Origin of the sequence: Streptomyces sp. NPDC018029, assembly GCF_044327655.1 — a bacterium.
Classification (GTDB): domain Bacteria; phylum Actinomycetota; class Actinomycetes; order Streptomycetales; family Streptomycetaceae; genus Streptomyces.
The window spans coordinates 717,706-738,517 of sequence record NZ_JBIRFV010000001.1 but is presented as its reverse complement, the minus strand read 5'-3'; the positions used below and the strand labels follow the sequence as shown (position 1 = coordinate 738,517).

Below are 20,812 nucleotides of genomic sequence, written 5' to 3'. Positions count from 1 at the left end.
CATGCGACCTGCACACATCTGTCTGGCTGTCCTCGTTGCCGCCGTCTGGGGCGTCAACTTCGTGGTGATCGAGGTGGGGCTCGGCCACTTCCCGCCGCTGCTCTTCTCCGCCTTGCGCTTCCTCGTGGCGGCGCTGCCCGCCGTCTTCTTCGTGGGGCGGCCGAAGGTGGCGTGGAAGTGGGTGATCGGGGTGGGGCTCGTGCTCGGCGTGGCCAAGTTCGGGCTGCTCTTCATCGGGATGGACGCCGGGATGCCCGCCGGTCTGTCCTCGCTCGTGCTGCAGGTGCAGGCCGTGTTCACCGCGCTGTTCGCCTTTGTGCTGCTGGGTGAACGGCCGGGCCGTGTACGGGTGGTGGGCATGGTCGTCGCCCTCGCGGGGATCGCGGTCGCGGGCGTCGACGAGGGCGGGACCGGCCCGCTCACCGCCTTCGCGCTGCTTGTGGCCGCCGCGGCCTGCTGGGGCGTCTCCAACATCCTCACCCGCAGGGCGTCGCCGCCGGACGCCCTGAACTTCATGGTGTGGGTGAGTACGGTGCCGGTGCTGCCGCTGCTCGGCCTCTCCCTGCTCTTCGAGGGGCCGTCCCGGGATCTGGCGGCCCTGCGCTCCCTCGACTGGTCGGGCGCGGGCATCATCGTCTACGTCGCCTGGGTCACCACGGTCTTCGGCTTCGGCGCCTGGGGCTATCTGCTGCGGCGCCACCCCGCGTCCACGGTCGCCCCGTTCTCCCTGCTCGTGCCGGTCTTCGGGATGTCGTCGGCCGCCCTGGTCCTGGGTGAGTCGGTGAGCGGGCTGCGGTGGTGCGCGGCGGCGCTGCTGGTGGGCGGGGTCGCGCTGACCTCGTTCGCGAGGACGGGCGGTCCGGCCCGCGCCCGGGTCGGCCGGAGCGGGTCGCCTGTCGTTGCCGACGGGGTCAGCGGGAGCGGGTCGCCTGTCGTTGCCGACGGGGTCAGTCGGATCGGGTCACCAGGCGTGACAGGAGTTCACGGCCCGGACCCAGCAACTCCGGCAGCGGTGCCGCCTCTTCGTACCAGCGCTTCTCGTACTCCCAGCACAGCCACCCCTCCCACTTCTCCGCGCTGAGCAGCGCCACGCACTCGGCGAGCGGCAGCGCGCCGGCGCCGAGGGCCAGCGGGGTCTTGTCGTCGGCGGACGCGATGTCCTTCACCTGGACATAGCCGAGGTAGGGGGAGAGCGCGGCGAAGGTGTCGGTGACGGACTCGCCGCCGAGCCAGGTGTGCATCACGTCCCACAGGGCGCCGACCTGGCGGTGCCCGACGGTGCCGAGGACGCGGGTGGCGGCGGCGCCCGTGCGGTGCGAGTCGTGGGTCTCCAGGAGGATGCGTACGCCGGCGTCGGCGGCGTGCCGGGCGGCGGTGCCGAGCCGCCGCGCGGCCGTCGCGTCGGCTTCTTCCGCGCTCTGTTCGGTGCCGCCGCCGGGGAAGACGCGGACGAAGGGGGCGCCCACGTCGCGGGCGAGGTCGACGAGGGACCGTATCTCGTCGAGGACGGGACCGTCCTCGCCGGGCGTCGCCACGCGCGCGTACCCGGAGATGCCGAGGATCTCGACGCCGGCCGCCTTGAACTCGGCGGCCACATCGGCCCGTTCGACGAGTCCGAGCCCCGGGTGCACCGGCTCCTCGGGGTGCGCGCGGAGCTCGACGCCGTGGTAGCCGTGGGCCGTGGCGAGCCGCAGCACGTCGGGGACGGGCAGGCCGGGGACGCCGAGGGTGGAGAAGGCGAATTTCATGGTCCCGACAGTAGGCGGCGCGCGGGCAAGGTCAACCCCGCCTCGGCGGGGGCGTCACGCGGGCCGCCCGTGCAGCGGAAGCAGCCAGTCCTGTCCCACGAGGTCGACGCCGAAGGAGCGGTGCGGCTTCTCGGAGACGAGGACGAAGCCGTGCCGCTGGTAGATCCCGCGGGCCGACGCGAGGACGTCGTTGGTCCACAGGGTCAGCTCGCGGTAGCCGACGCCGCGCGCGAACTCGACGCACGCGGTGACCAGTTGGTTTCCGATGCCGAGGCCCCGCGCGTCGGGTTCGACGAGCAGGAGGCGCAGCCGGGCCGTCCCGGGCGCCTCGTCCCGTACGCACATCACGCACCCCACGGGCCGCCCGTCGAGCTCGGCGATCCACACGCGCTCCAGGTGGGGGTCGTGGTCCTCGGCGAAGTCGGCGACGATGCGGGCGACGAGGCCCTCATAGTCGGTGTTCCAGCCGAACTCGGCCGCGTACACGGCGGCGTTGCGCTGCACGATCCATCCGAGGTCGCCCGGTCCCGGCTCCCTGAGCATTACGTCCGCGCGCTTCCCGCGGCGGTGGGGCCGTCCGCGGCCGCCCCCGAGGATCTCCCGCACCGTGCGCATCGCCGCCGCGAGGCGGGCCCGATCCGCGGCGGGCACCTCGGCGAGCAGCGAGCCGACGGCTTCCCGCGACCGCTCGTCGAGCAGCTCGGCGGCGTCGCGCCCGCGTGCGGTGAGCGTGATGCGCTGCCGTCGCGGGTCGGCCGCCGAGGGCGCCCGCTCGACGAGCCCGTCCCGCTCGAACTTGGCCAGGAGCCGACTCAAGTACCCGGCGTCGAGGGAGAGTTCGGCACGCAGATCGGCCGCGTCGGTACGCGCCGCGTGCGCCAGTTCGTACAGGACGCGGGACTCGGTGAGGGTGTACGGGACGTACAGATGGCGGCTGTAGTCCAGCGCGCCGATGAGGTTCGTATAGAACCGGTTGAAGGCACGCATCTCATGGATGGGGGCACGCGACACCACACGCGCCGGGGCTTCTCGCGGGGGCTTCGTCATGCGGATCACTCCGGGTCACCTTTGACTGAGTCAACGGTACGCCGGGTCGCCGAGGCTGGGAACCCCGGTGTCGGCCGGACGGTTCACAACCCGGACGCCGACCGTCTCAGAGGAACGCCAGGCGTGCGCCCAGTGCCGCGAAGGCCACGGCGAAGGTGCGGCGGAGCCAGCCCACCACGTGGGGGCGGGAGATGACGTGGTTGCGCATGGCGGCGGCGAACCGGCCGTACGCCGCGAAGACCAGGAACGTGATCAGCATGAAGTAGGCGCTCAGCTCCGTCATGCGCAGGGCGGCGTACGGCTCGTCGGTGTCCACGAACTGCGGCAGGAACGCGAAGAAGAACAGCGTCAGCTTCGGGTTGAGGATGTTGATCAGTACGCCCGTCAGGATCGTGCGGCCCGCCGAACGCGGCTCGCTCTCCTCTTCGGCGGTGAGCTCGCTCTTGTCCCGCAGCGTGCTCCACGCCATGTACAGCAGATAGGCCACGCCCAGGTACTTGAGCGTCTGGAAGGCGACGGCGCTGGTGTTCAGGAGCGCCGCGAGGCCGGTGATCGCCGCCACCATGTGCGGGACGACCCCCAGCGTGCAGCCGACGGCCGCGATCAGGGCGGCGCGGGTGCCGCGCGAGAGCCCGGCCGCGATGGTGAACAGGGCGCCGGTGCCCGGCGTCACGCAGACGACCAGGGAAGTGAGCAGAAATTCCATGCCCCCGACCCTCCCGCCACAATGGCTCCATGAACAGGTCCATTGGATCTCCTTCCCACAGGTCCATAAGTGTGGCCGGGGCCGTCGACTTCCTTCAGCTCGACATCGGTGACGCCCCCAGGGGCGGGCTCTCCGACTGGCTGGCGCGGCAGATCAGGGGCGCGATCGCCGACGGCCGCCTCGCCGTCGGCAGCAGGCTCCCCGCCACCCGCACCCTCGCAGGGGACCTGCGCGTGTCCCGCGGCGTCGTCACCGAGGCCTACCGGCGCCTCACCGAGGACGGACACGTCGCGGGGCGCGGCCGGGGCGGCACCGTCGTCGTGGCCGTGCCCCATGCGCGGGGCGTGGGCTCGCGGGCGTCGACCACCGCCGCGGACAAGGCAAAGGCGAGCGGAGCGCCTTCACCCTCCCCCTCCACCACCACCCTCTTCACCACCCCTCCCGACCTCGGCGTCTTCGACGCCATCCGTTCCGCGCCCGCCCGCATCGACCTGTCGCCCGGCCTGCCCGACCTCGCCGCCTTCCCGCGGGCGGCCTGGCTGCGCGCCGAGCGCTCCGTGCTCGCCGGGCTCTCGCCGGCGGACTTCGGATACGGCGACCCGCGCGGCACCCCCGCCCTGCGCGGCGCCGTCGCGCACTGGCTCTCGCGCAACCGCGGGATCCTCGCCGACCCGGACGACGTGCTGATCGTCAACGGCACGGCCCAGGCGCTGCGGATGCTCGTCGACGTCCTGCGCGCCGACGGGATCTCCCGTGTGGCGGTGGAGGAGCCGGGGTCGCTCGGCGTACGACAGCACCTGCGGCCGCTCGACACCCCGCCCGTGCCGGTCGACGCCCACGGCATCCGCGTCGACGCGCTGCGCGCCACGGGGGCGCCGGCCGTCCTGCTCACGCCCGCCCACCAGTTCCCCACCGGAGTCGTCCTCGGCGGCGAACGGCGCCGCGAGCTGATGGACTGGGCCCGCGACGGCGGCCTCGTCATCGAGGACGACTACGACGCCGAACACCGCTACGACCGGCCCGCTGTCCCTGCCCTGCGCGCCCTGCTCCCCGAACACGTCTGCTACGCCGGCAGCGTCTCCAAGCTCCTCGCGCCCGCCCTGCGCCTGGGCTGGCTGCTGGCCCCGCCCGCGTACCGGGAGGCGCTCGTCGACGCCAAACGCCTCATCGACCTCGGCAGCCCGGCACTGCCCCAACTCGTCCTCGCCCACCTCATGGAGTCGGGCGACCTGGAACGCCACCTGCGCCTCATCCGCAGGCACCACCGCCGACGCAGGGACGCGATGATCGGGGCGATCCGGGAACACCTGCCGGGGGCGGTGGTGCACGGCGCCGCGGCGGGCCTGCACCTGATGATCACGTTCGGCACGGAGGCACGCGGAGGCCCTTACGCCGACCTCTCCGACGCGGAGCTCGCCACCGAGGCCCTCGCCCAAGGAGTCAAGGTCCACCCCTTGTCCTGGCACACCCAACGCCCCCAGCCCCCCGGCCTGGTCCTCGGCTACGCGGCAACCGGCACGGCGGAGATCGCGGAGGGGGTGGCGATACTGGGAGGGCTGGTGTGAGGACCTCATCCACAGCGGCTGCGCTGGCTGCCCGGCGCCGCTCCAACTGCCCAGGCCACCCCAGCCGCTCCGGTCGCTGGCCCCCCGGCTGCCCGGGCCGCCCCGGCCACCGGCCACCCCAGCCGCTTCAGTCGCCGGTCACCCGGCCACCCGCCCGCCCAGGACCACCCCAGCCACCCCGCTAGCCCCAGCCGCCTCCGAACCCCCTACCGCGGCCCCGCCGTGGACCCCCGCACCATCAGCTCCCCGTGCACCGTCGCCACCCCGCCCGGCGGAGCCTTCTCCTTGCCCATCGCGATGCGGCCGGCGCGGGCGCCCGCCTCGTGGAGGGGGAGGCGGACCGTCGTCAGGGCGGGGACGGCGTCGATGCTGAACGGGAGGTCGTCGAAGCCCGCCACCGACACGTCGTCCGGGATGCGCAGGCCCTTGTCGCGCAGTGCCGCGCAGGCGCCGAGTGCCACCGTGTCGTTGGCGGCGACGACGGCCGTCAGGTCGGGGGCGCGGCGCAGGAGTTCGGCCGTGGCGTCGTAGCCGGACCGGCGGTCGTACGGGCCGTGGACCGTCAGCGCCGGGTCGTCCGCGATGCCGCGCGCGGCGAGGGCGGCACGGTGGCCCTCAAGACGGTGCCGGGTGGTCGTGCGCTCCTCCGGCCCCGCGATGTAGCCGATACGGCGGTGCCCGAGGCTCAGCAGATGTTCCGTCAGCTGCTGCCCGCCGCCCCGGTTGTCGAAGGTGAGCGCCACCGCGTCGGTGTCCGGCGAGGGCGGCCGGCCGCACAGCACCACCCGCGTGCCCGCCTCCGCGAGGCGCCGGAGCTTCCCCGCGATCGCGGCGGCGTGCTCGGCGTCCTCGATCGCGCCACCCGTGAGGATCACCGCGGCGGCGCGCTGCCGCTGGAGGAGCGTGAGGTAGGTCAGTTCGCGCTCCGGGGAGCCGCCGGTGTTGCAGACGACGGCCATCCGCTCGCCGCCCGCGCGGCCGCCGGGCCCGCCGATCTCGGACTGCACCGCGCCCGCCATGATCCCGAAGAAGGGGTCGGCGATGTCGTTGACGAGGATGCCGACCAGGTCGGAGGTGGCCGCGGCGAGCGCGCTCGCGGGACCGTTCAGGACGTAGTCGAGGTCGTCCACGGCGCGCAGGACGCGCTCGCGCGTGGCGGCCGCCACGGGGTAGTTGCCGTTCAGCACGCGGGAGACGGTGGCGGGCGACACCTGCGCGCGGGCCGCCACGTCCGCCAGGGTCACGGTCACGTCGTACTCCTCCGGTTGCCCATGCCCATGCCCACGCCCACGCCCCTGCCCATCACGTACTCCTCCGGTCGTCCCTCACACGCGCCCCTCCGGCCGCCCGGACCAGGCCCCAGCACACACCCGCCCCCGGTCACCCATTTGTCCTCGCCTGGTCGTCGCTCTCCACCGGAACCCTTGTCCGAACCTTGTCCGGCAGGCTAGCTTGCCCCCAAATAGAAAGCGCTTGCTACTAGCCTCGCTCCCAGCTCCCCGCTCCCCGCTCCCCGCTCCTACGGAGGGACTTCCGTGACACGCAAGACGGTGCGCATCGCCATGAACGGCGTCACCGGACGCATGGGCCACCGCCAGCACCTGGTCCGCTCGATCCTCGCCCTCCGCGAACAGGGCGGCCTCGATCTGGGCGACGGCACCGTGCTGTGGCCCGAGCCCGTCCTGGTCGGCCGTAGGGAGCACGCGCTGCGCGCGCTCGCCGCCCAGCACGGCCTGGAGCACTTCTCGACCGACCTGGACGCCGTCCTCGCCGACCCGACCGTCGACATCTACTTCGACGCGCAGGTCACCTCCGCGCGCGAGGACGCCATCAAGCGGGCCATCGCCGCCGGCAAGCACATCTACACCGAGAAGCCGAGCGCCACCGGACTCGACGCCGCCCTCGGGCTCGCCCGGCTCGCCGAGGACGCCGGCATCAAGCACGGCGTCGTCCAGGACAAGCTCTTTCTGCCGGGGCTGCTGAAGCTGAAGCGGCTCATCGACGGGGGCTTCTTCGGCCGGATTCTCTCCGTCCGCGGGGAGTTCGGGTACTGGGTCTTCGAAGGCGACTGGCAGAGCGCCCAGCGCCCCTCCTGGAACTACCGCGCCGAGGACGGCGGCGGCATCGTCGTCGACATGTTCCCGCACTGGGAGTACGTCCTGCACGAGCTGTTCGGCCGCGTGCGTACTGTCCAGGCGCTCACCGCCACCCACATCCCGCAGCGCTGGGACGAGCGCGACAAGCCCTACGACGCCACCGCCGACGACGCCGCGTACGGCATCTTCGAGCTGGAGGGCGGCGCCGTCGCGCAGATCAACTCCTCCTGGGCGGTGCGCGTCCACCGCGACGAGCTCGTGGAGTTCCAGGTCGACGGCACCGAGGGGTCGGCGGTCGCCGGGCTGCGCAACTGCCGCGTACAGCACCGGAGTACGACACCGAAGCCCGTCTGGAACCCGGACCTGCCCGTCACCCACTCCTTCCGCGACCAGTGGCAGGAGGTGCCCGACAACCAGGCCGACGGGTTCGACAACGGCTTCAAGGCGCAGTGGGAGCTCTTCCTCAGGCACGTGTACGCCGACGCGCCCTACCGCTGGGACCTCCTCGCGGGCGCGCGCGGCGTGCAACTCGCCGAACTGGGCCTGAAGTCCTCCGCCGAGGGCCGCCGCATCGAGGTCCCGGAGATCGCGCTGTGACCCGCCCCCCTCAGGTACTGCTGCCGGCCGCGGGAGGCGGCACGCGCGCGTACACCCCGCGCGAGGCGCCCCCGCGCACGACCGTCGGCGGGCCCCCGCTCACCTCCCGCACCGTCTTCTCGGCCGCCCACGTGGTCGCCGACCCGTACGCGGACGTGTCACCGGACGGCCCCGCCGCCGTCGACTGGGACGCCACCCTCGCCTTCCGCCGGCACCTCTGGGCGCACGGCCTGGGCGTCGCCGAGGCCATGGACACCGCCCAGCGCGGCATGGGCCTGGACTGGGCGGGCGCGGCCGAGCTGATCCGCCGCTCCGCCGCGGAGGCGAAGGCGTCCGGCGGGCGGCTCGCGTGCGGGGTGGGAACCGACCAACTCGCCCTGCCCGCAAGCCTTCCGCAGGTCAGGGACGCGTACGAGGAGCAGCTCGCCCTCGTCGAGTCGGTCGGCGCCCAGCCGATCCTCATGGCGTCCCGCGCCCTCGCCGCCGCGGCCACGTCGCCGGACGACTATGTGGAGACGTACGGCCATCTCCTGCGCCAGGCCACCGAGCCCGTGATCCTGCACTGGCTCGGCCCCATGTTCGACCCCGCCCTGGAGGGCTACTGGGGGTCGGCCGACCTCGACACGGCCACGGACACCTTCCTGGAGGTGATCGCCGCCCACCCCGACAAGGTCGACGGCATCAAGGTCTCGCTCCTGGCCGCCGACCGCGAGATCGCCCTGCGCCGCCGACTGCCGGACGGCGTCCGCTGCTACACCGGCGACGACTTCAACTACCCCGAGCTGATCGCGGGCGACGACCACGGCTTCAGCCACGCCCTGCTCGGCATCTTCGACCCGCTGGCCCCGGTCGCCGCGGAGGCCGTGCGCGTCCTGGACACCGGTGACGTGAAGGGCTTCCGGGCTCTCCTGGACCCCACCGTCGAGCTGTCCCGCCACCTCTTCCAGGCCCCGACCCGCTACTACAAGACCGGTGTCGTCCTGCTGGCCTGGCTGGCCGGACACCAGACGCACTTCACCATGGTCGGCGGCCTCCAGTCGGCCCGCTCGCTGCCCCACCTCGCCCGTGCCTACGAACTCGCCGACGGCCTCGGCCTGTTCCCCGACCCGCCCCTCGCGGCCGCCCGCATGCGATCCCTGCTCACCGTCCACGGAGTCCCGCAATGAGCCCCGAGCCCGAGCCCGCTCCCGTGCCGCTGTCGCTTTCGCGGCTGAGTGTGAACCAAGAGACCATCAAGCAGTGGTCGCTCCCCGAACTCGCCGAGGGCTGCGTCAAAGAGGGCATCGGAGCGGTCGGCCTGTGGCGGGCGCCCGTCCAGGAGTACGGGGTCGAGCGCGCCGCCCGCCTGATGCGGGACGCAGGCCTCACGGTGACGAGCCTGTGCAGGGGCGGCTTCCTCACGGACGTCGAAGAGGCGGCACGCGCGCGTGCCCTCGACGACAACCGCGCGGCCGTCGACGAGGCGGCGGCCCTCGGCACGGACACGCTGGTCCTGGTCTCGGGCGGCCTGCCGCCCGGCAGCAAGGACCTGTCCGGCGCGCGCGAGCGGATCGCGGACGCGCTCGCCGTCCTCGGGCCTTACGCCGAGGAGCGGGGCGTGCGCCTCGCGATCGAGCCGCTGCACCCGATGTTCGCGTCGGACCGCTGCGTGGTCTCCACCCTCGGCCAGGCTCTCGACATCGCGGAGCGCTTCCCGGCGCAGCAGGTCGGCGTGGTCGTCGACACGTACCACGTGTGGTGGGACGACCGGGCGCCCGAGCAGATCGCGCGGGCGGGGGCCGCAGGCCGGCTGCACGCCTTCCAACTTGCGGACTGGATCACGCCGTTGCCCGCGGGCGTCCTGCTCGGCCGTGGACAACTGGGTGACGGCAGCGTCGACTTCAGGGCCTTCCGCGGCCTCGTCGACGCCGCCGGGTACCGCGGGCCGATCGAGGTGGAGATCTTCAACGAGGGGCTGTGGGCGCGTGACGGGAGCGAGGTGCTGAGGGAGACGGCGGAACGCTTCCGCGCGTACGCGTAGCGGTCTGCTTCCCGCGCTCCCGGTCTACTTCCCGCGGCCCGTGCCCTTGGGGCCCGCGCCGCCCTTGCCCTTCGTGCGCGCGGCCCGCTTGGAGAGCACGGTCAGGACCACAGGGACGCCCACCTCGATCGCGCGCGTGACCGTCGGCACGGGAATGCCGGTCTTCTTGGAGACCGCCTTGGCCACCGGCTTGCTCAACTTCGCGAGGACACCGAACATCATTCCTCCTCAGTCATGCGTCAAACGCTACCTATGCCCCGCTTTGTCAGCACCTGGAAGCCCGCCAAAAACTTTTGGGCAACACCGTGCAACCCTTCGGGCACGACGCGTGTCGTATATGGCGTCAGAGCTTCTGAGGGGGGAAATCCAGGATCTGGGGGGATCCGGGGGATCCGGGGGATCCGGGGGGATCGCGAGGTTCTGACAGGGGAGGGGAAACCCGAAGGGGTCTGGTCCACGGGGCCAGGCCCCTTCGAAGTTGCCGCGGGCACGGACGTTGTCCACAGGCCCCGCCCGGCGTGCGGAAGCGTGCGGAAGTTGTCCACAGGCCCGCCGCGTTGTCGGTGCCGGGCGGTAGCGTCGGATCATGTCGAGTCCAGCTGCAGCGATGGCGGTGCTCGAGGGGGTCCTCGAGCGCATCACGTACGCCAATGAGGAGACCGGGTACACGGTCGCGCGTGTCGACACCGGCCGCGGCGCCGGTGACCTGCTCACCGTCGTCGGCGCGCTGCTCGGCGCGCAGGTCGGCGAGTCGCTGCGGATGCACGGCCGCTGGGCCTCCCACCCGCAGTACGGCAAGCAGTTCACCGTGGAGAACTACACGACGGTGCTGCCCGCCACCGTCCAGGGCATCCGCCGCTATCTCGGCTCAGGCCTCATCAAGGGCATCGGCCCCGTGATGGCCGACCGGATCACCACCCACTTCGGCGTCGACACCCTCGACATCATCGAGACCGCGCCGAAGCGGCTCGTGGAAGTGCCCGGCCTCGGACCCAAGCGGACGAAGATGATCGCCGCCGCCTGGGAGGAGCAGAAGGCCATCAAGGAGGTCATGGTCTTCCTCCAGGGAGTCGGAGTCTCCACCTCCATCGCCGTCCGGATCTACAAGAAGTACGGCGACGCGTCCATCTCCGTCGTGAAGAACGAGCCCTATCGCCTCGCCGCCGACGTCTGGGGCATCGGCTTCCTCACCGCAGACCGCATCGCCCAGTCCGTCGGCATCCCGCACGACAGCCCGGAGCGCGTCAAGGCCGGTCTGCAGTACGCCCTTTCGCAATCCACCGACCAGGGCAACTGCTATCTGCCCGAGGAGCGCCTCATCGCGGACGCGGTGAAGCTGCTCCAGGTCGACACGGGCCTCGTCATCGACTGCCTCGCCGAACTGGCCGGGGAAGAGGAGGGCGTCGTCCGCGAATCCCTGCCCGACCCGGACGGCGGGGACGACATCGCGGCCGTCTACCTCGTCCCCTTCCACCGTGCCGAACTGTCCCTGGCAGGACAGCTGTTGCGGCTCCTGAAGACCACGGACGACCGCATGCCCGCCTTCCGGGACGTCGCCTGGGACAAGGCACTCGCCTGGCTCTCGGACCGCACAGGCGCCGAGCTAGCGCCCGAGCAGGAGGAGGCGGTCCGGCTCGCGCTGACCCAGAAGGTCGCCGTCCTGACCGGCGGCCCCGGCTGCGGCAAGTCCTTCACGGTCCGCTCCGTCGTCGAGCTGGCCCGCGCCAAGAAGGCCAAGGTCGTCCTCGCCGCCCCCACAGGCCGCGCCGCCAAGCGCCTCGCCGAGCTCACCGGCGCGGAGGCCTCCACCGTCCACCGCCTGCTCGAACTGCGGCCCGGCGGCGACGCGGCGTACGACAAGGACCGGCCGCTCGACGCCGATCTGGTCGTCGTCGACGAGGCCTCGATGCTCGACCTGCTGCTCGCCAACAAGCTGGTGAAGGCCGTGCCGCCCGGCGCCCACCTGCTCTTCGTGGGCGACGTGGACCAGTTGCCGAGCGTCGGCGCCGGCGAGGTGCTGCGGGACATGCTCAGCGACGAGAGCCCGATCCCCGCCGTCCGGCTCACCCGCATCTTCCGGCAGGCCCAGGAGTCGGGCGTCGTCACCAACGCCCACCGGATCAACTCCGGCGTCCCGCCCATCACCCAGGGCATGAAGGACTTCTTCCTCTTCGTCGAGGAGGAGACCGAGGACGCGGGCCGCGTGACGGTGGACGTCGCCGCGCACCGCATCCCGAAGAAGTTCGGCCTCGACCCGCGCCGTGACGTGCAGGTGCTGGCCCCCATGCACCGCGGCCCGGCCGGCGCCGGCAATCTGAACGGCCTCCTCCAGCAGGCCATCACCCCCGCCAGGCCCGACCTGCCGGAGAAGCGGTTCGGCGGCCGGGTCTTCCGCGTCGGCGACAAGGTCACCCAGATCCGCAACAACTACGAGAAGGGCCAGAACGGCGTCTTCAACGGCACGGTGGGCGTCGTCACCGCCCTCGACACCGACGAGCAGCGGCTCACCGTCCGCACCGACGAGGACGAGGAAGTCCCGTACGACTTCGACGAACTGGACGAGCTCGCCCATGCCTACGCCGTGACGATCCACCGCTCCCAGGGCAGTGAATATCCGGCCGTGGTGATCCCGGTCACCACCGGCGCCTGGATGATGCTGCAGCGGAATCTGCTCTACACCGCCGTGACACGCGCCAAGAGGCTGGTCGTCCTGGTCGGTTCGCGCAAGGCTCTGGGACAGGCAGTGCGCACGGTCTCCGCGGGAAGGCGCTGCACGGCCCTGGATTACAGGCTTTCGGGGCCTGTCGGCCGCCGCGGAGCAGGCCCTGGAACATTTTGATCGATCAAACGAGTAGGAAAGCTCACACAGTACTTCCGGAACCGGGGCGAAGGGGGCAGGATGAGCAGGTTGGCGGCACTGAGTGCCGCCAATAGGCCCAATGGTCGACCCCGAGTGCACTCTCCAGGGCCAAATGGGGGATGGTAGAGACAGTCAGGGCACCTCGAAGAAGAGGCACAACGTCGGTGAGGGATGACGTGAGCGAGAACGCTAACAACGGTGTAGTACTGCGGTACGGCGACGACGAGTACACCTACCCGGTGATCGAGTCGACCGTCGGCGACAAGGGCTTCGACATCGGGAAGCTCCGCGCCCAGACCGGTCTGGTGACCCTGGACAGCGGCTACGGCAACACCGCCGCCTATAAATCCGCCATCACCTATCTCGACGGTGAACAGGGCATCCTCCGGTACCGCGGCTACCCGATCGAGCAGCTGGCCGAGCGCTCCACCTTCACCGAGGTGGCGTACCTCCTGATCAACGGCGAGCTGCCGAAGGTCGACGAGCTGGCCACCTTCAAGAACGAGATCACGCAGCACACGCTGCTGCACGAGGACGTCAAGCGGTTCTACGACGGCTTCCCGCGCGACGCCCACCCGATGGCGATGCTGTCGTCCGTGGTCAGCGCGCTGTCGACGTTCTACCAGGACAGCCACAACCCGTTCGACGAGAAGCAGCGTCACCTCTCGACGATCCGCCTGCTCGCCAAGCTTCCGACGATCGCGGCCTACGCGTACAAGAAGTCGCAGGGCCACCCGGTCGTCTACCCGCGCAACGACCTCGGCTACGTCGAGAACTTCCTGCGCATGACCTTCTCGGTGCCCGCCGCCGAGTACGAGCTGGACCCGGTCGTCGTCGCGGCGCTCGACAAGCTCCTGATCCTGCACGCGGACCACGAGCAGAACTGTTCGACCTCCACCGTGCGTCTGGTCGGCTCCTCGCAGGCGAACATGTTCGCCTCGATCTCCGCCGGCATCTCGGCCCTGTGGGGCCCGCTGCACGGCGGCGCCAACCAGTCGGTCCTGGAGATGCTGGAAGGCATCCAGGCCTCCGGCGGCGACGTCGACACCTTCATCCGCAAGGTGAAGAACAAGGAAGACGGCGTGAAGCTCATGGGCTTCGGGCACCGCGTCTACAAGAACTTCGACCCCCGGGCGAAGATCATCAAGGCGGCGGCGCACGACGTCCTCTCGGCCCTCGGCAAGTCCGACGAGCTGCTCGACATCGCGCTGAAGCTGGAAGAGCACGCGCTGGCCGACGACTACTTCGTCGAGCGCAAGCTCTACCCGAACGTGGACTTCTACACGGGCCTCATCTACCGCGCGATGGGCTTCCCGACCGAGATGTTCACCGTGCTCTTCGCCCTCGGCCGGCTGCCGGGCTGGATCGCCCAGTGGCACGAGATGATCAAGGAGCCGGGTTCCCGCATCGGCCGCCCGCGCCAGATCTACACGGGCGAGGTGCTCCGCGACTTCGTGCCGGTCGAGGGTCGCTGACCCCGGGCCGCACAAGCGGAAAGCGCCCCGCCGCCGATCCCCCCACGGGTCGACGGTCGGGGCGCTTCCCTTTTTCCCGGTGCGGATTCCCCCCACGGGATCCGGCCGGGCGTCTGTGGCGGCCCTGCGGTCTGCCGGGACGCGTACGTACGGGAGGGCCGCTCAAAGCTCCCCGGTGCACGTGCCCCGGCAACGCAATTTCCAGGAACATCCCCCAAGATGTTCCCTGATGTCAGAAGACGTCCCCCAAGACATCTTCCTGCATCGCCCCATTAGACTCTCGTCCCCCCTCAATGGTTACGTTCGGATCACTGTGATCTGCGTCTCTTGCATATGTCCAGTACATGCGCAAGGGCCCCGATATGGGGATTTCGGGACTGGCGTGAGGATGCTGAAACGACCTTGTGAAGGGGTTATGTGAACGTCCTCAGACGGAGACTGTTGGTCACCACGAAGACCGAGGAGAACGCCATCGCGGCGCCCGCGATCATCGGGTTCAGCAGACCGGCCGCCGCGAGCGGCAGCGCGGCCACGTTGTAACCGAAGGCCCAGAAGAGATTGCCCTTGATGGTGGCGAGAGTCTTTCGGGAGAGCCTGATGGCGTCGGCCGCGACCCGCAAGTCCCCGCGCACCAATGTCAGGTCGCTCGCCTCGATGGCCGCGTCCGTGCCGGTGCCCATCGCGAGCCCCAGATCGGCGGTGGCGAGCGCGGCCGCGTCGTTCACACCGTCCCCGACCATCGCCACGACCCTGCCCTCGGCCTGCAGCCTTCGTACGACGTCGACCTTGTCCTGCGGCAGGACCTCCGCGAAGACGGAGTCCGGCGCGATGCCCACCGCGCGGGCGACCGTGTCGGCGACGGCCTTGTTGTCGCCGGTCAGCAGCACCGGCGTGAGACCGAGCGCGCGCAGCTCGCGCACCGCTTCCGGACTGGTCTCCTTCAGCGCGTCCGCGACCGCGAGGACCCCGCGCGCGGCGCCGTCCCAGGCGACCAGGACCGCCGTGCGCCCGGCGGCCTCCGCGTCGTCCCGCAGCTTGGCCACCGCGTCGAGGCCCGTCACCCCCGCGTCCGCGAGGAGCCGCTCCCGGCCGACGAGCACCTCGTGCCCGTCCACCGTGCCGCGCACCCCGGACCCGGCGACGTTCTCGAACCCCTCCGGCGCCGGCAGCTCCCCGGCCGCGATCCCGAGACGTTCGGCGGCACCCGCCGTGACGGCACGGGCGACCGGGTGCTCCGAGGCGTGCTCCAGGGCGCCCGCGAGCCGGAGCAGCAGCTGCTCCTGCGCGTCCCCGGCGAGGTGCACGTCCGTCAGCTCCATGCGGCCCGTCGTCACCGTGCCGGTCTTGTCGAGCACGACGGTGTCGACGCGGCGGGTGGACTCCAGGACCTCGGGGCCCTTGATGAGGATGCCGAGCTGGGCGCCGCGCCCGGTGCCGACCATCAGGGCCGTCGGCGTGGCGAGGCCGAGCGCGCAGGGGCAGGCGATGATCAGTACGGCGACGGCGGCGGTGAACGCGGCGGTCACGTCGCCGGTGGCGCCCAGCCAGCCGCCGAGCGTGCCGATCGCGATGAGCAGCACCGCGGGCACGAAGATCCCGGCGATCCGGTCGGCGAGCCGCTGCACCTGGGCCTTGCCGGTCTGCGCGTCCTCGACGAGCCGCGCCATCCGCGCGAGCGAGGTGTCCGAGCCGACGCGCGTCGCCCGCACCACGAGGCGCCCGGAGACGTTCACGGTGCCCCCGGTCACGACGGCGCCCGTCCCCACGTCCACCGGCACGGACTCGCCGGTGAGCATCGAGGCGTCGATCGCGGACGCGCCCTCGACGACGGTGCCGTCGGTGGCGACGGTCTCCCCGGGGCGTACGACGAAGTGGTCCCCGACGGCCAGTCGCCCGACCGGCACCCGCTGCTCCGTGCCGTCCCGCAGCACCGCCACGTCCTTGGCGCCCAGTTCCAGCAGGGCGCGCAGCGCGGAGCCCGCCTTCCGCTTGGAGCGGGCCTCCAGCCAGCGGCCGAGCAGGATGAACGTGATGACGCCGGAGGCGACTTCGAGATAGATGGTGGAGGCCCCGTCACCGGGCGAGGCCGTGAAGTCGAAGCCGTGCCGCATCCCGGGCATCCCGGCGTCCCCGACGAACAGCGCCCACAGTGACCAGCCGAAGGCGGCGAGCGTGCCGACGGAGACGAGGGTGTCCATGGTCGCGGCGGCGTGCCGCAGGTTGGTGAACGCCGCCCGGTGGAAGGGCAGACCGCCCCAGACGACGACGGGCGCGGCCAGCGTCAGCGAGAGCCACTGCCAGTAGTCGAACTGCAGGGCGGGGACCATCGCGAGCAGGACGACGGGCAGGGACAGGACGGCGGAGACGATCAGGCGCTGCCGCAGGGTGTCGGGCTCGGTGATGTCGGCGGTGGTGGGGGCCGGGGGGCCGTCGGCGGCGGGGGAGAGGGGTTCCGGCGGCGCCGGCACGATCTCCTCGGCCGTGTAGCCGAGCTTCTCGACCAGGGCGATCAGCTGGTCGACCGCGACCCCCTCGCCCTCGTCGTACGAGACTTTCGCCTTCTCCGTCGCGAGGTTGACCGTGGCGGTCACGCCCTCCACGCGGTTCAGCTTCTTCTCGATGCGCGAGGAGCAGGAGGCGCAGGTCATCCCGCCGACGGCGAGTTCGACTTCGGTCATGACTCTTTCGTACTGCTTCCGGGTGGGGACACGGCGGCGGGCCCTGTGGTGTCGGCGCCGACACCACAGGGCCCGGGGTACCCGGCGGACCGCCGGGCAGACGTCGCGGCGGGCGCGGCGGCCTCAGGCCTTGGTCGAGACGAGCTCGTAACCGGCCTCGTCGACGGCGGCGCGCACGGCGGCCTCGTCCAGCGGCGCGTCGGAGACCACGGTGACCCGGCCCGTGGCGGCGACGGCCTTGACGGAGGTGACGCCCGCGATCGCCGAGATCTCCTCGGACACCGCGCCCTCGCAGTGCCCGCAGGTCATCCCCGTCACCTCGTACTCGGTGGTGACGGCGCCCTGCGGCGTCTCGGCGGCGTCGGAGTGGCAGGAACCGCTGGGGGAGCAGCAGGACCCGGTCGTCTCGGACGCGGCCTGCGGGAGCTCGGTCTGGGCGCTCATGTCGTTCTCCTCGGGGAGGGATGTGTACGTATGCGGCGTAGCGTGCTGGAGGTGGTCCCGGGAGCCCCGGCGACCTCCTCGCCCCACACTCCGAGACTATACCCCTAGGGGGTATTACTCAACGAGGAGGGGCCGCGGCGGCGGCCGCGGCCCCGTGGACTCAGCCTCTGCGGCCCCGATTGCCGGGCCGGGCGGCCACCCAGGCCCGGACGGTGTCCGCGTACCAGTAGGGCTTGCCGCCCTCGACGTGGTCGGGGTCCGGCAGCAGTCCGTGCTTGCGGTAGGAGCGGACGGTGTCGGGCTGCACACGAATGTGCGCGGCGATCTCCTTGTACGACCAGAGCCTGCGGTCGGTCATCGGTGGCACCTCCCTGCGCGCGCCCAGGGCGGCCGGAGAGGCCGACGGGGGAACTGGGCGGGACGCGTGGCGATCACTCAGCCTGTGCCCGGTGCAACGACGCAGGGTGACCACAGGGGGGTGACTGTCGACCGCCTGTGACGCAAGCCCCGCGTTCGTGAGACATGTGTGACAGGACGGGAGTGTTTGTGACAGAAGAGACGCATGCGGAAGCTGTGCGGTCCGGCTGTCCGTTCCCCCTCTACGCGCCGCACGACCTCAGGTCTCTACGCGCCGCACGACCTCAGGTAGGAGCGGGTGCGGCGGGCGACCGGCAGCGGCCTGTCCGGCTCGCACGGGTACATGTCCTGCTCCACGATGGCGAACAGCTCCACGCCGAGCTTCTGGGCGGCGTCGAGGACGGGCCCGAGGGCGGGCACCCCGGCGGGCGGCTCGCACATCACGCCGCGCGCCACCGCGGGCCCGAACGGCACCTCCTGGGCCCGCACCTCCGCGAGGATCTCCGGGTCGACCTGCTTGAGGTGCAGATAACCGATGCGTTCGCCGTACGTCTCGATGAGCTTGACGCTGTCGCCGCCGCAGTAGGCGTAGTGGCCGGTGTCCAGGCAGAGCGAGACGAGGTCCGGGTCGGTGGCGTCGAGGAAACGGGTGACGTTCTCCTCGCTGTCGATGTGGGTGTCGGCGTGCGGGTGGACCACCACGCGCAGGCCGTACCGCTCGCGGACCTCGTGGGCCAGGCGCTCGGTCTGGGTGGTCAGTTCGCGCCATTGTGCGGGCGTGAGGACGCGGTCCTCCAGGACCTCGCCGGTCTTGTCGTCGCGCCAGAAGGAGGGGATGACGACCAGGTGCTCGGCGCCCATGGCCTGGGCGAGCGCGGCGTTGTCCGCGACGTGCGCCCAGGTCTTCTCCCAGACGGCGGGCCCGTGGTGCAGCCCCGTGAAGACTGTGCCCGCGGACACCTTGAGGCCGCGGCGGGCCGTCTCCGCGGTCAGTTCGGCCGGGTCGGTGGGCAGATAGCCGTACGGACCGAGCTCGATCCACTCGTACCCGGACTCCGCGACCTCGTCGAGGAAGCGCCGCCAGGGGACCTGCCGAGGGTCCTCGGGAAACCAGACGCCCCACGAGTCGGGCGCCGAACCGATCCGGATACGGGACAGCGTCGTCATGCCAGCCAGACTCCAGGCCGTCTCGGAAGAGTGTCAAGCAGTGGTCCGAATGTAAGGACAAAATGTTGACAGGGTTCCTGGGGCGGGATTAGACCTGGGGGCACACGAACGCGAGGAAGGGGCGTGCAGGGTGTCCGATCCGTACGACGTCATCACGATGGGCCGGATCGGGGTGGACCTGTATCCCCTGCAGAGCGGGGTGCCCCTCGCCGAGGTGACCGCGTTCGGGAAGTTCCTCGGCGGCTCCGCGAGCAACGTCGCGGTGGCCGCCGCCCGCCTCGGCCGCCGCGTCGCCGTCGTCACCCGCACCGGCCAAGATCCCTTCGGCGACTATCTGCACGGCGCGCTGCGGGAGTTCGGCGTCGACGACCGCTGGGTGAGCCCGGTCGCGCACCTGCCGACGCCGGTGACGTTCTGCGAGATCTTCCCGCCGGACGACTTCCCGCTGTACTTCTACCGGCTGCCGAAGGCGCCCGACCTGGAGATCCACGAGGCCGAGCTCGACCTCGACGCGATCGCGGCGGCGCGGATCTTCTGGATGACGGGGACGGGGCTGTGCGCGGAGCCGAGCCGGTCGGCGACGCTGGCGGCGCTCGCCCGCCGTGCGCGGTCCGGGATCACCGTCTTCGACCTGGACTGGCGGCCGATGTTCTGGGCCGACCCGGAAGAGGCGCGGCCGCACTACGCCGCCGCCCTCGCCCACGCCACCGTCGCCGTCGGCAACCTCGACGAGGTGGAGATCGCCACGGGGGAGCGCGAACCGCTCGCGGCCGCCCGGGCGTTGCTCGACGCCGGGGTCGAACTGGCCGTTGTCAAGCAGGGCCCCGACGGCGTCCTCGCCATGAACCGTGAGGGGGAGTGCGCGCAGGTGCCGCCGGTGCCGGTGAAGGTCCTCAACGGGCTCGGCGCGGGGGACGCGTTCGGCGGGGCGCTCTGCCACGGGCTGCTCGCGGGCTGGGACCTGGAACGGATCATGCGGTACGCCAACGCGGCGGGGGCGATTGTCGCCTCCCGCCTGGAGTGTTCCTCCGCCATGCCGTTTCCCGGCGAGGTCGAGGAGGCGCTGGAGGATGCAGCTCGTCCGGCGTTTGAGGAGGAACTTGGCGGAGCCGGTGATCTGCGGGAACAGGGGCAGGGCAGGCATGAATAGCGGCTTGGACGTCTCCGCCCTGGTCAGGACCAGGGCCCGCCACCCCGAAGCCATAGCTGAAGCCGCCGCCAGGCGCCGGCGGCGCCCGCTGCTCGGGGACAGCGGGCGGCTGATGATCGTCGCCGCCGACCATCCCGCCCGCGGCTCCCTCGGCGCGGGCGGCGCGCCCTTCGCCATGGCCAACCGCGCGGATCTGCTCGAACGGCTCTGTCTCGCATTGTCGCGGCCCGGCGTCGACGGGGTCCTCGCCAGTGCCGACGTCCTGGACGACCTGCTGCTGCTCGGCGCCCTCGACGGCAAGGTCGTCATGGGGTCGATGAACCGCGGCGGCCTCGCGGGCGCCGCCTTCGAACTGGACGACCGGTTCACCGGGTACCGGCCCGAGGACATCGAGCGGCTCGGCTTCGACGCGGGCAAACTGCTGCTCCGCGTCGACTACGACGACCCGGGGTCGCTGCGGACCCTGCACTCCGCGGCCCGGGTCGTCGACGCCATGGCCGAGCGCAGGCTGCCCGTCTTCGTCGAGCCGTTCCTCACCGGACGCGACGGGACGGGCCCGCCCCGCAACGACCTGAGCGCCGAAGCCGTCACGCGGTCCATCGCCATCGCCTCCGGCCTCGGCGGCACCTCCGCGTACACCTGGCTGAAGGTCCCCGTCACCGAGAACCCCGACGACATGGCCCGTGTCATGGAGACCTCGACGCTGCCCGCGGTGCTGCTTGGCGGCGACATCGGGGGAGAGGCCGGGGACGCGGACGCCGCGTTCGAGAAGTGGCGCGGCGCCCTGCAACTTCCCACCGTGCAGGGGCTCGTCGTCGGCAGGGCGCTGCTCTATCCGCCCGACGGTGACGTGGCGGGGGCGGTCGACACTGCCGTAGGACTGCTGTAGCGGGGCGGACAGG

Annotated in this window: 17 protein-coding genes and 1 pseudogene; 9 read left to right on the top strand and 9 right to left on the bottom strand. The window is 71.7% G+C overall.

The features are described 5' to 3' along the window. Window position 1: 1 nt before the first annotated feature. Window positions 2-1,081, top strand: coding sequence for an EamA family transporter (locus tag ACH4D5_RS03185; RefSeq protein ID WP_398297964.1), 1,080 nt, complete (start codon window positions 2-4; stop codon window positions 1,079-1,081). Here ACH4D5_RS03185 and ACH4D5_RS03180 read toward each other — a convergent pair. The 3 genes and pseudogenes from ACH4D5_RS03180 to ACH4D5_RS03170 form a co-directional block, all read right to left on the bottom strand. After that, window positions 1,071-1,748: pseudogene (locus ACH4D5_RS03180) on the bottom strand (sugar phosphate isomerase/epimerase family protein); the annotation flags it as partial. The gene ACH4D5_RS03185 and the pseudogene ACH4D5_RS03180 overlap by 11 nt on opposite strands. 54 nt (window positions 1,749-1,802) lie before the next feature. Beyond that, complete coding sequence (locus ACH4D5_RS03175; protein ID WP_398298517.1) at window positions 1,803-2,735, bottom strand: GNAT family N-acetyltransferase; 933 nt, start codon at window positions 2,733-2,735, stop codon at window positions 1,803-1,805. Window positions 2,736-2,901: 166 nt separating this feature from the next. Continuing rightward, window positions 2,902-3,501: a LysE family translocator gene (locus ACH4D5_RS03170; RefSeq protein WP_398297962.1), complete on the bottom strand. Its 600-nt coding sequence runs from the start codon at window positions 3,499-3,501 to the stop codon at window positions 2,902-2,904. A 29-nt stretch (window positions 3,502-3,530) separates the two neighbouring features. Here ACH4D5_RS03170 and ACH4D5_RS03165 point away from each other — a divergent pair, with 29 nt between their 5' ends. Then, a complete protein-coding gene (locus tag ACH4D5_RS03165; RefSeq protein WP_398297960.1) occupies window positions 3,531-5,066 on the top strand; it encodes a PLP-dependent aminotransferase family protein in 1,536 nt (511 codons plus the stop codon). A 206-nt stretch (window positions 5,067-5,272) separates the two neighbouring features. On the opposite strand, the gene ACH4D5_RS03160 is transcribed toward ACH4D5_RS03165, so the two are convergent. Continuing rightward, a complete protein-coding gene (locus ACH4D5_RS03160) occupies window positions 5,273-6,316 on the bottom strand; it encodes a LacI family DNA-binding transcriptional regulator (protein ID WP_398297958.1) in 1,044 nt (347 codons plus the stop codon). A 285-nt stretch (window positions 6,317-6,601) separates the two neighbouring features. On the opposite strand from ACH4D5_RS03160, the gene ACH4D5_RS03155 reads away from it, so the two are divergent. Genes ACH4D5_RS03155 through ACH4D5_RS03145 form a run of 3 tightly spaced genes read left to right on the top strand, consistent with a single transcriptional unit; the run spans window position 6,602 to window position 9,779 of the window. Continuing rightward, complete coding sequence (locus ACH4D5_RS03155; RefSeq protein ID WP_398297956.1) at window positions 6,602-7,759, top strand: Gfo/Idh/MocA family protein; 1,158 nt, start codon at window positions 6,602-6,604, stop codon at window positions 7,757-7,759. Further along, window positions 7,756-8,925 carry a dihydrodipicolinate synthase family protein gene (locus tag ACH4D5_RS03150; protein WP_398297954.1) on the top strand — a complete coding sequence of 390 codons (1,170 nt, stop codon included), beginning with the start codon at window positions 7,756-7,758 and terminating at the stop codon, window positions 8,923-8,925. The genes ACH4D5_RS03155 and ACH4D5_RS03150 overlap by 4 nt, the downstream gene beginning before the upstream one ends. Further along, window positions 8,922-9,779 (top strand): sugar phosphate isomerase/epimerase family protein, encoded by an 858-nt coding sequence (locus ACH4D5_RS03145; RefSeq protein WP_398297952.1) that lies wholly within the window; start codon window positions 8,922-8,924, stop codon window positions 9,777-9,779. The genes ACH4D5_RS03150 and ACH4D5_RS03145 overlap by 4 nt, the downstream gene beginning before the upstream one ends. Before the next feature lie 24 nt (window positions 9,780-9,803). On the opposite strand, the gene ACH4D5_RS03140 is transcribed toward ACH4D5_RS03145, so the two are convergent. Further along, window positions 9,804-10,001: a hypothetical protein gene (locus ACH4D5_RS03140; protein WP_398297950.1), complete on the bottom strand. Its 198-nt coding sequence runs from the start codon at window positions 9,999-10,001 to the stop codon at window positions 9,804-9,806. Window positions 10,002-10,386: 385 nt separating this feature from the next. Between ACH4D5_RS03140 and ACH4D5_RS03135 the strand changes: the two genes are divergently transcribed. Further along, window positions 10,387-12,618, top strand: coding sequence for an ATP-dependent RecD-like DNA helicase (locus ACH4D5_RS03135; RefSeq protein WP_398298515.1), 2,232 nt, complete (start codon window positions 10,387-10,389; stop codon window positions 12,616-12,618). 197 nt (window positions 12,619-12,815) lie between these two features. Next, window positions 12,816-14,114 carry a citrate synthase gene (locus tag ACH4D5_RS03130; RefSeq protein ID WP_398297948.1) on the top strand — a complete coding sequence of 433 codons (1,299 nt, stop codon included), beginning with the start codon at window positions 12,816-12,818 and terminating at the stop codon, window positions 14,112-14,114. A 413-nt stretch (window positions 14,115-14,527) separates the two neighbouring features. Here ACH4D5_RS03130 and ACH4D5_RS03125 read toward each other — a convergent pair whose 3' ends face one another. The 4 genes from ACH4D5_RS03125 to ACH4D5_RS03110 form a co-directional block, all read right to left on the bottom strand. Continuing rightward, window positions 14,528-16,792: a heavy metal translocating P-type ATPase gene (locus tag ACH4D5_RS03125; RefSeq protein ID WP_398297946.1), complete on the bottom strand. Its 2,265-nt coding sequence runs from the start codon at window positions 16,790-16,792 to the stop codon at window positions 14,528-14,530. Window positions 16,793-16,915: 123 nt separating this feature from the next. Further along, the gene (locus tag ACH4D5_RS03120) at window positions 16,916-17,236 is read right to left on the bottom strand and encodes a heavy-metal-associated domain-containing protein (RefSeq protein WP_398297944.1); all 321 of its coding nucleotides are present in this window, start codon (window positions 17,234-17,236) and stop codon (window positions 16,916-16,918) included. A gap of 160 nt (window positions 17,237-17,396) precedes the next feature. Next, window positions 17,397-17,594 carry a MerR family transcriptional regulator gene (locus tag ACH4D5_RS03115; RefSeq protein WP_150168108.1) on the bottom strand — a complete coding sequence of 66 codons (198 nt, stop codon included), beginning with the start codon at window positions 17,592-17,594 and terminating at the stop codon, window positions 17,397-17,399. Window positions 17,595-17,860: 266 nt separating this feature from the next. Beyond that, on the bottom strand, window positions 17,861-18,760 hold the full coding sequence (locus ACH4D5_RS03110) for a sugar phosphate isomerase/epimerase family protein (RefSeq protein WP_398297942.1): 900 nt from the start codon (window positions 18,758-18,760) through the stop codon (window positions 17,861-17,863). 157 nt (window positions 18,761-18,917) lie between these two features. Between ACH4D5_RS03110 and iolC the strand changes: the two genes are divergently transcribed. Together iolC and ACH4D5_RS03100 are read left to right on the top strand one after the other, a co-directional pair. After that, window positions 18,918-19,910 carry a 5-dehydro-2-deoxygluconokinase gene (gene iolC, locus ACH4D5_RS03105; RefSeq protein ID WP_398298513.1) on the top strand — a complete coding sequence of 331 codons (993 nt, stop codon included), beginning with the start codon at window positions 18,918-18,920 and terminating at the stop codon, window positions 19,908-19,910. Further along, window positions 19,903-20,799, top strand: a complete 897-nt coding sequence (locus tag ACH4D5_RS03100) for a deoxyribose-phosphate aldolase (RefSeq protein WP_398297940.1) — start codon at window positions 19,903-19,905, stop codon at window positions 20,797-20,799. Before iolC ends, ACH4D5_RS03100 begins: the two co-directional genes overlap by 8 nt. Window positions 20,800-20,812 lie beyond the last annotated feature (13 nt).

Bases quoted from the DNA above. Each gene is read 5' to 3' on its own strand.
- ACH4D5_RS03135 (WP_398298515.1), top strand. From the start codon at position 10,387: ATGGCGGTGCTCGAGGGGGTCCTCGAGCGCATCACGTACGCCAATGAG.
- ACH4D5_RS03120 (WP_398297944.1), bottom strand. From the start codon at position 17,236: ATGAGCGCCCAGACCGAGCTCCCGCAGGCCGCGTCCGAGACGACCGGG.
- ACH4D5_RS03110 (WP_398297942.1), bottom strand. From the start codon at position 18,760: ATGACGACGCTGTCCCGTATCCGGATCGGTTCGGCGCCCGACTCGTGG.
- ACH4D5_RS03165 (WP_398297960.1), top strand. From the start codon at position 3,531: ATGAACAGGTCCATTGGATCTCCTTCCCACAGGTCCATAAGTGTGGCC.
- ACH4D5_RS03140 (WP_398297950.1), bottom strand. From the start codon at position 10,001: ATGATGTTCGGTGTCCTCGCGAAGTTGAGCAAGCCGGTGGCCAAGGCG.
- ACH4D5_RS03175 (WP_398298517.1), bottom strand. From the start codon at position 2,735: ATGCGTGCCTTCAACCGGTTCTATACGAACCTCATCGGCGCGCTGGAC.
- ACH4D5_RS03125 (WP_398297946.1), bottom strand. From the start codon at position 16,792: ATGACCGAAGTCGAACTCGCCGTCGGCGGGATGACCTGCGCCTCCTGC.
- ACH4D5_RS03185 (WP_398297964.1), top strand. From the start codon at position 2: ATGCGACCTGCACACATCTGTCTGGCTGTCCTCGTTGCCGCCGTCTGG.
- iolC (WP_398298513.1), top strand. From the start codon at position 18,918: ATGGGCCGGATCGGGGTGGACCTGTATCCCCTGCAGAGCGGGGTGCCC.
- ACH4D5_RS03115 (WP_150168108.1), bottom strand. From the start codon at position 17,594: ATGACCGACCGCAGGCTCTGGTCGTACAAGGAGATCGCCGCGCACATT.
- ACH4D5_RS03100 (WP_398297940.1), top strand. From the start codon at position 19,903: ATGAATAGCGGCTTGGACGTCTCCGCCCTGGTCAGGACCAGGGCCCGC.
- ACH4D5_RS03170 (WP_398297962.1), bottom strand. From the start codon at position 3,501: ATGGAATTTCTGCTCACTTCCCTGGTCGTCTGCGTGACGCCGGGCACC.
- ACH4D5_RS03145 (WP_398297952.1), top strand. From the start codon at position 8,922: ATGAGCCCCGAGCCCGAGCCCGCTCCCGTGCCGCTGTCGCTTTCGCGG.